The following is a 14,702-nucleotide window of genomic DNA, read 5'->3' on the forward strand; positions in this document are numbered from 1 at the left end:
CTCCTGGACGGAGAGCCCTACGCGGACACCTCCGAGCGGTCCCCGCCCCACAACGTGTGGAACGAGCCGTCCCGGTCGACCCGGCGGTAGGTGTGGGCGCCGAAGAAGTCCCGCTGCCCCTGCGTGAGCGCGGCCGGCAGCCGCTCCGCGCGCAGCGCGTCGTAGTAGGCGAGGGCCGCGGCGAAGCCCGGCGTCGGCACGCCCTGGCGGGTCGCGGCGACCAGTACCTCGCGCCAGTCGTCCTGCGCGTCGGCGATCTCCTGCGCGAAGGTCTCGTCGGACAGCAGGCTCGGCAGGTCGGGGCGGGTGTCGTAGGCGGCCCGGATACGGTCCAGGAACGCCGCGCGGATGATGCAGCCGCCGCGCCAGATCGCCGAGACGGCGCCCAGGTCGATGTCCCAGTCGTACTCGGAGCGGGCCGCGTCGATCTCGTGGAAGCCCTGCGTGTACGACACGATCTTCGAGGCGTACAGCGCCTGCTCGACCCGGTCGGCGAAGGCCGCGGCCTCCGACTCGCTCAGCGGCGTGGCCTTCGGGCCCGCCAGCCCGCGCGACGCCTCCCGCAGCGCCGCGTGCCCGGACAGCGACCGGGCGAAGACGGCCTCCGCGATGCCGGACACCGGCACCCCGAGGTCGAGCGCGATCTGCACGGTCCAGCGGCCCGTGCCCTTCTGCTCGGCCTGGTCGACGACGACGTCCACGAACGGCTTGCCGGTCGCCGCGTCCACGTGGGACAGCACCTCGGCGGTGATCTCGATGAGGTAGGAGTCCAGCCGGCCCTGGTTCCAGGTGCGGAAGATCTCCGCGATCTGCGCGGGCTCGTACCCGGCGACGTCCCGCAGCAGCTGGTACGCCTCACCGATGAGCTGCATGTCGGCGTACTCGATGCCGTTGTGGACCATCTTCACGAAGTGCCCGGCGCCGTCGGGGCCGACGTGCGTCACACAGGGCGAGCCGTCCTTCGCCTTGGCGGAGATCTTCTCCAGCATCGGGCCCAGCGAGTCGTACGACTCCTTCGGGCCGCCCGGCATGATGCTCGGCCCGTTGAGGGCGCCCTCCTCACCGCCGGAGACGCCCATGCCGACGAAGTGGATGCCCTGTTCGCGCAGGTCCCGCTCACGGCGGCGGGTGTCCGCGAAGTGCGCGTTGCCCCCGTCGATGATCATGTCGCCGGGCTCGAGCAGCGGCGCGAACTCCTGGATCACGGCGTCGGTCGGGTCACCGGCCTTCACCATGATGACGAGCCGCCGCGGGCGCTCCAGCGCCGCCACGAACTCCTTGGCGGTCTCGGCCGCGATGAAGTCGCCCTCGCCGCCGAACTCGTCCACCAGGGCCCGGGTGCGCGCGGGCGTACGGTTGTGCACCGCGACCGTGTAGCCGTTGCGGGCGAAGTTGCGGGCGAGGTTGCGGCCCATGACCGCGAGACCCGTGACGCCGATCTGCGCCGAAGTGCTCATGCCGTTGGCTCCTAGTGATCTCGATATGGCAGCGGTGCCACTCACGCCCGCCAGTATTGCCCCTCGTCCATCCTGACGTGCCGGTACGGCGACCGCACATCAGGGTGGCGCGATGTCGCAGGCACATACGCACGGAAGGCCCCGGCGCACTCAGTGGCACCGCGCGTCGGTCAAAGTGCGCCCCTTCCGCGCCACTTGGCGCGAACAGGCGGCTGATTTGCCGTCTTGTCATGGCCTGTTCGCGGCGCTTACTTTTGCCCCTCCTGACGCAGTCGAGGGGGGCTCCTCCATGGCCGTACGCGGCCGGCACCGCCGGTATCAGCCGAACAGGATCAACCGCGCCTCGCTCACCGTCACCGCGGGCGGCGCGGGCATCGCCCTCCCGCTCATCGGCACCGGTGTCGCCCAGGCCGCCGACCTGGACACCTGGAACAAGGTCGCCGCCTGCGAGTCCACCGGCCGGTGGCACGTCAACACCGGCAACGGTTACTTCGGCGGCCTGCAGTTCGCCCAGTCCACCTGGGAGGCGTACGGCGGCACCCGGTACGCGGCCCGCGCGGATCTGGCCACGAAGGACCAGCAGATCGCCGTGGCCGAGAAGGTGCTCGAGGGGCAGGGGCCCGGCGCCTGGCCGCAGTGCTCGGTCCGGGCGGGACTGACCAGGGGCGGGGGCAGCCCCGGCGTGCACCCGGACTCGGCCACCACGAAGGCCGTCGGGGACACCACGCGGGCCGCGGCGAAGAAGACCTCCGTCCAGGACGTCCAGCCGCAGACCACGCCCCAGTCCCGTGCGGGCAGGGCCGAGATGTACACGGTGGTGCCGGGCGACACGCTGTCCCGGATCGCCGAGGACCGGAACGTGCGGGGCGGCTGGCGGGGCCTGTACGCCGCGAACCGTACGACCGTCGGAGCCGACCCCGACCTGATCCTGCCGGGCCAGCGTCTCGCGCTGCGCGGCAAGGCGGCCGCCCCCGAGGCGCCCGCCCGCAAGGCCGCCCCCAAGTCCCCGGCCCGCAAGCCCGCCGGGGAACCGGCACGGAAGAAGCAGACCACCGACCGCGAGGAACGCGTCACGAAGAGCGGCGGCTCGCTGGTCGCCCCGGTCGGCGCGAGCACCGGCACGCCCTACCGCAAGGCCGGCTCGTCCTGGTCGAAGGGCTACCACACGGGCGTCGACTTCCCCGTCCCGACCGGCACGTCCGTGAAGTCCGTCGGCGCCGGGACCGTGGTGAGCGCCGGCTGGGAGGGCTCGTTCGGCTACCAGGTGGTCGTCCGGCACGCCGACGGCCGCTACACGCAGTACGCCCATCTGTCCGCGATCTCCGTGAAGGACGGGCAGTCCGTGGGCGCCGGCCAGCGCATCGGGCGCTCCGGGTCCACGGGCAACAGCACGGGCCCGCACCTGCACTTCGAAGTGCGTACGGGCCCGGGCTTCGGCTCGGACATCGACCCGGTGGCCTATCTGCGGGCCGGCGGCGTCAGGATGTGACCCGGATCCGGTGCCGGTCGGCCGACGGCGGCGGGTCGTAGAGGCCGGGGAAGAGGCCGTACAGGCAGACCGGCCGCGGCCCGGCGTCCCCGGCGGCCACCTGGGCAGCGTGCGCCGGGACGAGCAGGTCCTCCAGCACGTCCGGGACCTCCGGCACGTCCGGGAGGCCGGGCACGTCCGGGACGACGATCTCCTCGCGCGGCGCCGACGGGACCGTCTCCGGCGCCGGGACGGGGGCGGCGGAGGCCAGCCGCTCGGTCGTCAGCAGGATCAGGCCGCCCGCGGCGACCACACCGCAGCCGAGCGCGAGCACGGTCCCCGTGGTGCCGTACCGGAAGGCCTCGTCGAACAGGGTGAGGCCGACGGCGGCCGCCACGACCGGGTTCACCACCGTCAGCGTGGCCAGCGGCGCCGCCAGGCCCGCGCCCCGGTAGGCGGCCTGCGACAGCATCAGGCCGGCCGTCGCGAAGACCCCGATGGTGCCGAGCGCCGGAAGGTCGCCGAGGGACACCCCGCCGTTCCAGTCGACGGCGACGACCTTGGTGAACACGGAGGACATGCCGAACGCGATGCCCGAGGCGCTGGCGAGCAGGGTGCTGCGCACCGCCGGGTGCCGGTGCGCGGCGCGGCCCGCGACCATCAGCGCCACGACGAGGCCGCCGGTCACCAGGGCCACGGCCACCCGCTCGGCCGTGTCCAGCGACTGCGCCGGGGACGCGGCGACCAGGGAGAGCAGGCCCGCCAGGCCCACGGTCGCCATCACGGCACCCCGCCAGGCGGTCGCGCCGGCCCTGCGGCCCACGAAGAGCGCCGCCATGGGCAGCGCGAACACGATCGTCAGCGCGCCGAGGGGCTGCACCAGGCTCAGCGGGCCGTACGCCAGCGCCACCACGTGCAGCAGACCGCCGAGGCCGTTCAGCGCGATCGCGGCCCACCAGCCGGGCCGGCGCATCGGCGCGAACTGCTGCCCGGGGGAGGACACCGCGACGCGCTCCTGCACGATCGCGCCGCCGGCGTAGGCGACGGCCGAGACCAGGGAGAGCAGCACGGACAACGCGAGGGCGCTCATGGGCGGCTCCTCTGCGGAGGGCGGGGGCCGTGACCCCGGCGCGGCGAACGGTCGGCCATCATGACCAACACGATGCCGTGCGCCGCTCTTCCCGTCGTCGTCCCAGAGCACCCACTGTGTCGTACTGCTGATGGAGTACGACGGCCCCGGTGTCATCCTCCGGTCGGGTGTCCGCATGAGGGACACCCCGGGGCGGAGCCCTGAGGAGGGCTTGGTACTACTGCTTCCCGTGGACCTCGACCCCGGCCTCGCCCTGCTCCGCCCGCTCGGCGGCTTCTTCGCCCTGCGCACCCCGCCGGAGGCGCCGCGGGCCGGGACGCCCCTGGCCCGCGCGTACGCCGACGGCGACGCCCTGGACCTGCGGGTCCGGCATGTCGCGCGCGCCCTGCGGACCGGGGAGGACCGGGTCGCCGCGTCCGTCGCCCAGCAGGGCCTGGCCGCCCGCCTCTGGTCGGTCACCCTGGGCTGCGCCGCGCTCTACGGGGCCGTCCCCGACCTCGATCCGGAGCTGCTGCACTGGGACCCGGCCACCTCCGCCCCAGACGACCTGTGGCTCGGCGCGACGCGCGCACGGCCCGCCGACGCGGCGACCGTCGCCACCGTCGTCCTGGACGGGCACCTGGAACCCCTCGCCGCCGCCCTGGGCCGACGGCACAAGGTGGCCGGCGGGCTGCTGTGGGGCAACGCCGGATCGGCCCTCGCGGCGACCGCCCGGCAACTCGACGGCTGGACCCGCGCCCACGGCCGGGCCGACGCCGCCGCCCGCACCCGCGGCCTGACCGCCCGGCTCCTCGCCCACCCTCTCCTCGCCGGCACCGGCACCCTCACCGGGACGGCCTTCCGGCGCCACAGCTGCTGCCTCTACTACCGGGTGCCCGGCGGCGGCCTGTGCGGCGACTGCTGCCTCACCCGGCCCCCGCGCTCTTCCCCGCACGCCCCATCTGGGTGACCATGGGGACGACCAGCCGCTGAGACAGGGGGTTCCGGGTGCGAGTGGGACTGCTGACCCGGGAGTACCCGCCGGACGTGTACGGCGGCGCGGGCGTCCATGTCGAGTTCCTGGCACGGGAGTTGCGCGAGCTCGTCGACCTCGAGGTGCACTGCTGGGGCGAGGGCCGCACGGTCGGCGTACGACGGCACCGCCCCTGGCCGGCGCTCGACACCGCCAACGACGCGCTGCGCACCTTCTCGGTGGACCTGGCGATGGCCGCCGCCCTCGCCGGCCGCGAACTGATCCACTCCCACACCTGGTACGCCAACCTCGCCGGCCACCTCGGCAAGCTCCAGTACGGCATCCCGCACGTGCTGACCGCGCACTCCCTGGAGCCGCTGCGGCCCTGGAAGGCCGAGCAACTCGGCGGCGGATACGCCCTGTCGAGCTGGGCGGAGCGCACCGCCGTCGAGTCCGCCGACGCGGTCATCGCCGTCTCGGGCGCCATGCGCGAGGACATCCTCGGCTGCTACCCGGCGCTGGACCCGGACCGCGTCCACGTCGTGCACAACGGCATCGACACCACCCTGTACCGCCCCGACCCGCGCACCGACGTCCTCGCCCGCTTCGGCATCGACGCCGACCGCCCCTATGTGCTGTTCGTCGGCCGCATCACCCGCCAGAAGGGCGTGCCCCATCTGCTGCGGGCGGTACGGGACATCGACCCCGCCGCGCAGGTGGTGCTCTGCGCGGGCGCCCCCGACACCCCGGAGATCGACCGCGAGTTCCGCGACCTGTACGAGGAGCTGAGCCGGGTGCGGGCGGGCGTGCACTGGATCCCGCAGATGCTGCCGCGCCCGGAGGTCATCCAACTCCTCACGCACGCGGCGGTGTTCGTCTGCCCCTCGGTGTACGAGCCGCTGGGCATCGTGAACCTGGAGGCGATGGCCTGCGGCACGCCGGTGGTGGCGTCCCGGGTCGGCGGCATCCCGGAGGTCGTCGAGGACGGCCGGACCGGACTGCTGGTCCCGCTGGACGACGACTTCGAGGCGGGCCTCGCCCGGGCCCTGGACACGCTCGTGGGGGACCGGGAGGCGGCCCGGCGGATGGGCGAGGCCGGACGGGAGCGCGCGGTGGGGGAGTTCGGCTGGGACGCCGTGGCCCGCCGCACGGTCCGGCTCTACGGGGAGATCCTGAAACAGGCTTAGGGCGCGCCGCTCCGGGCAGGCTGGGAAGCAACCAGGGGTGAGGGGAGCGGCCATGCGTGGTGGTGGACCTTCGGTACTCGGCATCGTTCTGGCGGGCGGGGAGGGCAAACGCCTGATGCCCCTGACCGCCGACCGCGCGAAACCGGCGGTCACGTTCGGCGGCACCTACCGGCTCGTCGACTTCGTCCTGTCCAACCTCGTCAACGCCGGCATCCTGCGCATCTGCGTCCTCACGCAGTACAAGTCGCACTCGCTGGACCGGCACATCACCACGACGTGGCGGATGTCGAGCCTGCTCGGCAACTACGTCACCCCGGTCCCGGCCCAGCAGCGGCTCGGCCCGCGCTGGTACCTCGGCAGCGCCGACGCCATCCTGCAGTCGCTGAACCTGATCCACGACGAACGCCCCGAGTATGTCGCCGTGTTCGGCGCCGACCACGTGTACCGCATGGACCCGCGCCAGATGCTGGAGCAGCACATCGAGAGCGGCGCGGGCGTCACCGTCGCGGGCATCCGGGTGCCGCGCACCGAGTCCTCGGCCTTCGGGGTGATCAGCCCCGGCCCGGACGGGCAGACCGTGCGCGGCTTCCTGGAGAAGCCGGCCGACCCGCCCGGTCTCGCGGACGACCCGGAGCGCGTGTTCGCCTCCATGGGCAACTACGTCTTCACCACCAAGGCGCTCGTCGAGGCGCTCCAGCGGGACGCCGAGGACGAGACGTCCGTGCACGACATGGGCGGTTCGATCCTGCCCCAGCTCACCGAGCGGGGCGAGGCGCAGCTGTACGACTTCCAGGCCAACCACGTCCCCGGCGAGACCAGCCGCGACCGCGGCTACTGGCGGGACGTGGGCACCCTGGACGCGTACTACGACGCCCACATGGACCTGATCGCCGAGCGCCCGGCGTTCAACCTGTACAACCGCAGCTGGCCGATCTACACCCACTCGGGCCAGCTCTCCCCGGCCCGGTTCAACGCGGGCGGCATCGCCGGCGAGTCCATCATCAGCGCGGGCTGCCTGATCCGCGGGCAGGTCACCCGGTCGGTGCTGTCGCCGGGTGTGGTGGTGGACCCGGGGGCGGTCGTGCAGGGGTCGGTGCTGCACGACAACGTGCACATCGGGCGGGGTGCGGTGGTGCGGGGCGCGGTCCTCGACAAGAACGTCGACGTGCCGCCGGGCGCCACCATCGGCGTCAACCCGGACCGGGACGTGGAGCTGTACACGGTGTCCCAGGGCGGTGTGATCGCGCTCGGCAAGGGGCAGCGGGTGTCGTAGCGGCCGCCGGCGACGGGCGCGGATGACGCCTCCCGGGTGACACGCACGGGATGCCCGGTGCCGCTCCCTGTGGTGGAGTGGCCCCATATGCACCATGAGTCCGCTGCCTTCACGAGAGGCGGGACTTAATCTGCTGTTAACTGTGCGTAGCCTGATCGTACTTGACTGTAATCGTCAGGGAGCGATTGACTGCTGATCCACCCTTCCGCCGACGCGAGGCAAGCCATTGACTTCCGACCTGCTCGCCCCTCTCGACCTTGCGTTCTGGAACATCGAGTCCGCCGAACACCCGATGCACCTGGGGGCGCTCGGCGTGTTCATGGCGCACACCCCGACCGCGGGCGCCCACGCGGCCGACCTGCTCGCCGCGCGGGCCGCCGCCGTGCCGGGGCTGCGGATGCGTATCCGCGATGCCTGGCGCCCGCGTGGTCTGCTGCGGTCGCCGTTCTCGTTCGGCGGCGCCGCCCGCGAGCCCGCCCCCGACTTCGACCCGCTCGACCACGTCCGGCTGCACGCGCCGACCGCCGACTTCCAGGCGGCGGCCGGACGGCTGATGGAGCGCCCCCTGCAGCGCGGCCGGCCCCCGTGGGAGGCACACGTCCTGCCCGGCGAGGACGGGGTGTCGTTCGCGGTCCTGTTCAAGTTCCACCACGCCCTCGCCGACGGCCTGCGCGCGCTGACCCTGGCCGCCGCCGTCCTCGACCCGATGGACCTGCCCGCCCGCCGGCCCCGCCCCGAGGAGCCCGCGCGCGGCCGGCTGCCCGATGTGCGCCGGCTCCCCGACGTGGTGCGCGGCGCCGTGTCCGACGTGGGCCGGGCCCTGGACATCGGGGCCTCCGTCGCCGTGTCCACCCTGGCCACCCGCTCCACGCCCGCGCTCACCGCCGAGCCGAGCGGCACCCGCCGTACCGCCGGAGTCGTCGTCGACATCGACGACGTGCACCGCGTCCGCAAGGCCGTCGGCGGCACCGTCAACGACGTCCTGATCGCGGTCGTCGCCGGCGCCCTGCGCCGCTGGCTGGACGAGCGCGGCGACGGCAGCGAGGGCGTCGCGCCCCGCGCCCTCATCCCGGTCTCCCGGCGCCGCCCACGCACCGCGCACCCCCAGGGCAACCGCCTCTCCGGCTATCTGATGCGGCTCCCGGTGGACGACCCCGACCCGCTGCGCCGCCTCGCCGCGGTCCGGTCGGCCATGGACCGCAACAAGGACGCGGGCCCCCACCGGGGCGCCGGGGCGGTCGCCCTGCTCGCCGACCACGTGCCGGCGCTCGGTCACCGCTTCGCCGGGCCGCTGGTCGCCCAGGCGGCGCGGCTCTGGTTCGACATCCTGGTCACCAGCGTCCCGCTCCCCGGCATCCCGCTGAAGCTCGGCGGGCACCCCGTGGCCGAGGTCTATCCCTTCGCCCCGCTGGCCCGGGGTCAGTCGCTGGCCGTCGCGATCTCGACGTACCGGGGTGGTGTGCACTTCGGTCTCGTGGCCGACGGGCGGGCCGTTCCGGATCTCGGGGTCCTCGCCGGTGCGATCACCGAGGAGGTCGCGGCACTGATCACCGCCTGCGACCCCTGACCGGCGCGCCCCGGGGCCCCTTCCGGCGGATTTTGGAGGAGAGGCCCGGCGAATCGTAGAATTCCGCGTTCGAATGCGAGCGCGACCGGAGCGCCGCGGGTGATCAGGGAACGGCAGCGGCGATGACGGTGACAGACGACGGCTCGACGGCGATCAGGACCGAGGCCGGACAGGAGCCCGCCGACGACGTCGTGTACGGCCCCGGCATCGACCCCGAGCGGCTGGCCGTCTGCCTCAGCGTGCTCGAGGAGCTCGACAAGCTGGAGATCGACCACCCCGACGCGATCGCCGTGCGCCGGGCCACCGCGGGCGTCTACCGCACCGTGAAGCAGCGCCGCCGCCAGGAACGCCGGGCGGCGAAGACCGCGCACGACAAGGCGGTCACGGAGGCCACCGCGACCGGCTCGGCCCAGCGCATCGACGACGAGACCGAGGGCCTGCTGCCCTCCTCCCGCACCGAGGAGGGCCGGATCGCGGGGATACTCCAGCGCCCGCGCTCCTGCTACACCTGCAAGACCCGGTACGTCGAGGTCGACTACTTCTACCACCAGCTCTGCCAGGACTGCGCCAAGCTCAACCGGGACAAGCGCGACGTGCGCGCCGACCTCACCGGCAAGCGCGCCCTGCTCACCGGCGGCCGGGCCAAGATCGGCATGTACATCGCCCTGCGGCTGCTGCGGGACGGCGCCCACACCACGATCACCACGCGCTTCCCGAAGGACGCCATCCGCCGCTTCAAGGCGATGGACGACTCGGGCGACTGGCTCCACCGCCTGGAGGTCGTCGGCATCGACCTGCGCGACCCCGCGCAGGCCGTGGCCCTCGCCGAGCGGGTCGCCGAGGCGGGCCCGCTCGACATCCTCGTGAACAACGCGACCCAGACCGTGCGCCGGCTGCCCTCCGCCTACGCCGCGCTGGTCGAGGGCGAGAGCGCCCCGCTGCCCGCCGGCGAGCTGCCCGCCCACCAGGTGATCGGCGCCTTCAACTCCGGCGCGGTCGACGGTCTCACCGCGCTGCCGCTGGGCGCGAGCGGCCTGGACGCCCAGAAGGTCGCCGACCTCGCCCTCGTGGCGGGCAACGCCAGCGTCGCCCGGCACCTGGACGGCACGGCCATCGACGCCGGCGGCCTGGTCCCCGACGTCGTGGAGTCCAACACCTGGGTGCAGACCATCGACCAGATCTCCCCGGTCGAGCTGCTGGAGACCCAGCTCTGCAACTACACCTCGCCCTTCATCCTGATCAGCGCGCTGCGGCCGAGCATGGCCGAGGCCGCGAAGAAGGCGACGAGCGGACGGGCGTACGTGGTGAACGTCTCCGCGATGGAGGGCGTCTTCGGCCGCGGCTACAAGGGCGCCGGGCACCCCAACACCAACGCCGCCAAGGCCGCGATGAACATGGTGACCCGCACCAGCGCGCAGGAGATGTTCGAGACCGACGGCATCCTGATGACGTCCGTCGACACCGGCTGGATCACCGACGAGCGCCCGCACTACGACAAGCTCCGGCTCGCCGAGGCCGGCTTCCACGCCCCGCTCGACCTGGTCGACGGTGCCGCCCGGGTCTACGACCCGATCGTGCGCGGTGAGGCGGGCGAGGACCTGTACGGCGTCTTCCTGAAGGACTACGCGCCCGGCAAGTGGTGACGCCCGCACGCCCCGAATCGCGGTGATTCGGGGCGTGTTGGCCGGATCCGGCCGGGCGGAGCGCGGGTCCGGGGTGAGTTGGGTCCCGAACCGGGGCCCTGCTACGCCGAACGGGTGACGCACAAACGTCGCGTTCAGGGGCAGAACAGCCGATGCCGGGCGGGTGGTTACCGGTCGACTCCGGAGATTTACACGTTGTTTGCAGCCCCATCGAGCAGGCATGCGCTCATTTGGTTAATCTGGAGCGGACGGACAGCGCCACAGGGTCCCAACCCACACCCATGGTCCGTCCCGGGACAAGCCGGTGCACAACGGCCTGCTTGCACACCAGTTACCGACGCCACCGCGTCCGCATCGACGTTGAGCTGGACCCGAAGGGGCGTCAGGTACCGGACCGCAGACTGGCCGGCTCCGCCCCCCGAGGGTGATCCGACACAGAAGGAGTGCGCGGTGACACCTGAGAAGACGAACGGCGAACAGCGTTCCAAGGAACGCACGGAGCGCGCGGGCCGCGGGTCGAAGGAGATCGGCAGTCTCGACGTGTGGGCCCGGTCCGCCCCCATCCGGCTGGCGGGCTACGAGGACGACCTCGCCGAGCCCCACATCCTGCCCAGCGTCGACTGACGGCGCCGGACCCGACCCACCGAACGCGGAGAGCCGCGGCCGACGACACCGGCCGCGGCTTCGGCATGTCCGGCGCCGGATCGCAGTCCTCTTTCCGCTCCCGCCTGCTCCTTCCCACTCCCTCCCACTCCCTCCCTTTTCCTTGATCGCTTGCGCATTTGCCTAAAGCCTTTAGGTGGTTGCATACTCGATTAAGGCAAGCGGGAGGATCGTTGTGGCACGCGTAGGACTCACCCCGGACCGGCTGGTCCGCGCCGGCGCCGAGCTGGCCGACGAGATCGGCTTCGAGCAGGTCACCGCGTCGGAACTGGCACGGCGCTTCGGCGTCAAGGTCGCGAGCCTGTACTCGCACGTCAGGAACACCCAGGACCTGCGGACGAGGATCGCCCTGTTCGCGCTGGAGGAGATGGCCGACCGGGCCGCCGACGCCGTCGCCGGACGGGCCGGCAAGGACGCCCTGGTCGCCTTCGCCAACGTCTACCGCGACTACGAGCGCGAGCACCCCGGCCGGGCCGCCGCCGCCCGCACGCCGCTCGACCCCGAGACGGCCGCCCGCAGCGCCGGGCCCCGGCACGCGCAGATGACCCGGGCGATCCTGCGCGGCTACGACCTGACCGAACCGGACGCCACGCACGCGGTCCGGCTGCTCGGAAGCGTCTTCCACGGGTACTCCAGCCTGGAGTCGGCGGGCGGCTTCCGGCACAGCGCGCCCGACTCCGAGGAGACCTGGAACCGGATCCTGGACGCCCTGGACTCCTTGCTGCGCAACTGGCCCACCGAGCCCACCTCCTGATCGACAGGCTGAGGACATGAACACCGAGCACGACTGGATCACCACCACGGTCACCGCGGACCTGCTGCGCGGCGCCCTCGACACCGAGCGGACCGAGCACGGGCTGCTGCCGCACCGGCTGCCCGCCCGCGCCCGTGCGCAGAACACCGACGGGCAGCTGGCCATGGCCGAGTCGCATCCGTCCGGCGTACGGCTCGTCTTCCGCACCCGGGCCACCACGGTCGAGCTCGACGCCCTGCCCACCCGGCGCAGCTACGTCGGCGTGCCCGAGCGCCCCGCCGGCGTGTACGACCTGCTCGCCGACGGACGCCTGGTGGCACAGGGCAGCGTCGACGGCGGCAACGTCATCACCGTCGACATGACGGCGGGCACCGACGAGTACCGCTCGGGGCCGCCCGGCACCGTCCGCTTCGACGGGCTGCCCGAGGGCGACAAGGACGTCGAGATCTGGCTCCCGCACAACGAGACGATCGAGCTGATCGCGCTGCGCACCGACGCGCCCGTCGAGCCCGCCCGCGACCCCGGCCGCAAGGTGTGGCTGCACCACGGCAGTTCCATCAGCCACGGCTCCGACGCCGCGAGCCCCACCGGCATCTGGCCCGCCGCCGCGGCCGCCCTCGGCGACGTGGAGCTGATCAACCTGGGCCTGGCGGGGAGCGCCCTGCTCGACCCGTTCACCGCCCGCGCCCTGCGCGACACCGCCGCCGACTTCATCAGCGTCAAGATCGGGATCAACCTGGTCAACCTCGACCTCATGCGGCTGCGTGCCTTCGGGCCCGCCGTCCACGGCTTCCTCGACACCGTCCGCGAAGGGCACCCGACGACACCGCTGCTGGTGGTCTCGCCCATCCTGTGCCCGATCCACGAGGACACCCCCGGGCCCTGCGCCCCGGACTTCACGGGTCTGCGGGAGGGCCGGCTGCGGTTCGCGGCGATGGGCGACCCCGCGGAGCGCGCGACCGGGAAGCTGACGCTGAACGTCATCCGGGACGAGCTGTCCCGAATCGTGCGGGAGCGGGCCGCCGACGACCCGCACCTGCACTACCTCGACGGCCGCGAGCTCTACGGCGAGGCGGACTTCGAGGAGCTGCCGCTCCCCGACGGCCTGCACCCCGACGCGGCGACCCACCGCCGTATCGGCGAGCGGTTCGCGAAGCTGGCCTTCGGCGTCGACGGGCCGTTCGCCCAGGAGATCTGAGCCGGGCGGGGCGGCCCGCTCAGTCCAGCGGCGCCGTCCTGCGCCACGGCCGCAGCTCCTCGACGCGTTCCGCGAGGGCCAGCAGCGCCGCCTCGGAGCCGGGGCGGCCCACCAGCTGCACGGCGGTGGGCGCCCCCGACGGCAGCGTCCCGAACGGCACCGCCATCGCCGGCCAGCCCGTGAGGTTCCACGGCGGGGTCAGCGGCGAGTAGTTGGTGTTGGCCAGCACGTTGCGCAGCCAGCCCCGCTCGTGCCACGGCACGGACCGGGGCGAGCGGCGCGCGAGGGCCGGGGTGAGCAGCACGTCGTACTCGGCGAAGAACGGCTCCAGCCGGGCGCGCAGCCGCTCCCGGTCCCCGCCGGAGCGCGCCCGGCCGACGAACCGCCGGCCCACGGCCGCGTGCACCCGCGTGCGGCGGGTGAGGAGCGCGGTGTCCAGGCCCCGGGCGTCCACCGCCGTACCCGCCGTCCAGTGCGTCAGCGAGGTGACGCCCAGCGACATCGGGTACGGCGGGTCGGCCCTGCGCACCTGGTGACCGGCCTTCATCAGCAGCGCCGCCGCCTCGCGCGCGGCACTCGCGTACGGCTTGCTGATCGTGACCCCGGCGAGGGGACTGCGCAGCGACACCGCGATCCGGTACGTGTCCGGTGTCGCCGGCGCCGCGACCTCGGTGCCGGCGAGGACCGCCAGCATCAGCCGGGTGTCCTCCACCGTCGTGGCGAGCGGGCCGTTCTCCGACATCCCGAACCAGTCGCCGTCGCCGATGCCCGCCGGGACCACCCCGTGGCCCGGCTTGATGGTGACCAGGCCGCAGTTGGCCGCCGGGATGCGCAGGGACCCCATGCCGTCGTTGCCGAGGGCGAGCGGCACCAGGCCCGCGGCGACCGCGGCCGCGCTGCCGCCGGACGAACCGCCCGCCGTGCGGGAGGTGTCCCAGGGGTTGCGGGCCGTGCCGTGCACGCCCTCGGTGGTGCCGAAGACGCACAGCTCCGGCACGTTCGTCAGGCCCACCACCACCGCTCCGGCGGCGCGCAGCCGGGCCACCGTGACATGGTCCTCGGCGGCCGGGGCGTCCGGCGTCGCCGCCGAGCCGACCCGCATCGACTCGCCGCGCACCGCCAGGTTGTCCTTGACGGCCACCGGCACGCCGGCCAGGGGCAGTTCGCCGAGATCCCCGCGCGAGGCCACCTCGTCGGCCTCGGCGAGCGCCGCCTCGGCGCGGACCACGCGGAAGGCGCCCACATGCCCGTCGAGCCGTTCGATCCTGGCGAGGTGCTCGGCCACCACCTCGCGGGGCGTGGCCCGCTTCTCGCGTACGGCGGCGGCGATCTCGGCGGCGGTCCGGCCGACCCAGCTGGTCACGGGCGCTCCTTCTGCGTACTGACGGGTATGCAGGAGAACTCTGCCCCGCGCCGGGCCCCGAGTCGAGGGGGCGGGCCCGGATGTCCG

At 73.5% G+C, this 14,702-nt stretch carries 12 protein-coding genes; 9 read left to right on the forward strand and 3 right to left on the reverse strand.

Annotated features, from left to right (window positions below):
- Window positions 1–17: 17 nt before the first annotated feature.
- Window positions 18–1,457, reverse strand: coding sequence for an NADP-dependent phosphogluconate dehydrogenase (gene gndA, locus F8R89_RS31415; RefSeq protein ID WP_151787134.1), 1,440 nt, complete (start codon window positions 1,455–1,457; stop codon window positions 18–20).
- Window positions 1,458–1,746: 289 nt separating this feature from the next.
- Here gndA and F8R89_RS31420 point away from each other — a divergent pair, with 289 nt between their 5' ends.
- A complete protein-coding gene (locus F8R89_RS31420; protein ID WP_151787135.1) occupies window positions 1,747–2,946 on the forward strand; it encodes a transglycosylase family protein in 1,200 nt (399 codons plus the stop codon).
- Here the strand turns inward: F8R89_RS31420 and F8R89_RS31425 are convergent.
- The gene (locus tag F8R89_RS31425; RefSeq protein ID WP_192806285.1) at window positions 2,936–4,015 is read right to left on the reverse strand and encodes a DMT family transporter; all 1,080 of its coding nucleotides are present in this window, start codon (window positions 4,013–4,015) and stop codon (window positions 2,936–2,938) included. The genes F8R89_RS31420 and F8R89_RS31425 overlap by 11 nt on opposite strands.
- Window positions 4,016–4,244: 229 nt before the next feature.
- On the opposite strand from F8R89_RS31425, the gene F8R89_RS31430 reads away from it, so the two are divergent.
- The 8 genes from F8R89_RS31430 (at window position 4,245) to F8R89_RS31465 (ending at window position 13,252) form a co-directional block, all read left to right on the forward strand.
- Window positions 4,245–4,964 carry an IucA/IucC family C-terminal-domain containing protein gene (locus F8R89_RS31430; protein WP_151788363.1) on the forward strand — a complete coding sequence of 240 codons (720 nt, stop codon included), beginning with the start codon at window positions 4,245–4,247 and terminating at the stop codon, window positions 4,962–4,964.
- A 38-nt stretch (window positions 4,965–5,002) separates the two neighbouring features.
- Window positions 5,003–6,154, forward strand: a complete 1,152-nt coding sequence (gene glgA, locus F8R89_RS31435) for a glycogen synthase (protein WP_151787136.1) — start codon at window positions 5,003–5,005, stop codon at window positions 6,152–6,154.
- A 52-nt stretch (window positions 6,155–6,206) separates the two neighbouring features.
- Entirely contained in the window at window positions 6,207–7,427 is a 1,221-nt protein-coding gene (glgC, locus tag F8R89_RS31440; RefSeq protein WP_151787137.1) for a glucose-1-phosphate adenylyltransferase, read from the forward strand.
- Window positions 7,428–7,653: 226 nt separating this feature from the next.
- Window positions 7,654–8,994 (forward strand): wax ester/triacylglycerol synthase family O-acyltransferase, encoded by a 1,341-nt coding sequence (locus F8R89_RS31445; RefSeq protein ID WP_151787138.1) that lies wholly within the window; start codon window positions 7,654–7,656, stop codon window positions 8,992–8,994.
- 122 nt (window positions 8,995–9,116) lie between these two features.
- Window positions 9,117–10,637: an SDR family NAD(P)-dependent oxidoreductase gene (locus F8R89_RS31450; RefSeq protein WP_151787139.1), complete on the forward strand. Its 1,521-nt coding sequence runs from the start codon at window positions 9,117–9,119 to the stop codon at window positions 10,635–10,637.
- A gap of 450 nt (window positions 10,638–11,087) precedes the next feature.
- On the forward strand, window positions 11,088–11,261 hold the full coding sequence (locus F8R89_RS31455; RefSeq protein WP_151787140.1) for a hypothetical protein: 174 nt from the start codon (window positions 11,088–11,090) through the stop codon (window positions 11,259–11,261).
- Window positions 11,262–11,475: 214 nt separating this feature from the next.
- Window positions 11,476–12,054: a TetR/AcrR family transcriptional regulator gene (locus F8R89_RS31460; RefSeq protein ID WP_151787141.1), complete on the forward strand. Its 579-nt coding sequence runs from the start codon at window positions 11,476–11,478 to the stop codon at window positions 12,052–12,054.
- Between the two features lie 16 nt (window positions 12,055–12,070).
- The gene (locus F8R89_RS31465; protein WP_151787142.1) at window positions 12,071–13,252 is read left to right on the forward strand and encodes a GDSL-type esterase/lipase family protein; all 1,182 of its coding nucleotides are present in this window, start codon (window positions 12,071–12,073) and stop codon (window positions 13,250–13,252) included.
- Between the two features lie 19 nt (window positions 13,253–13,271).
- On the opposite strand, the gene F8R89_RS31470 is transcribed toward F8R89_RS31465, so the two are convergent.
- Window positions 13,272–14,615, reverse strand: coding sequence for an amidase (locus tag F8R89_RS31470; RefSeq protein ID WP_151787143.1), 1,344 nt, complete (start codon window positions 14,613–14,615; stop codon window positions 13,272–13,274).
- Window positions 14,616–14,702 lie beyond the last annotated feature (87 nt).

The organism is Streptomyces sp. SS1-1, from assembly GCF_008973465.1.
Taxonomy (GTDB): Bacteria; Actinomycetota; Actinomycetes; order Streptomycetales; family Streptomycetaceae; genus Streptomyces.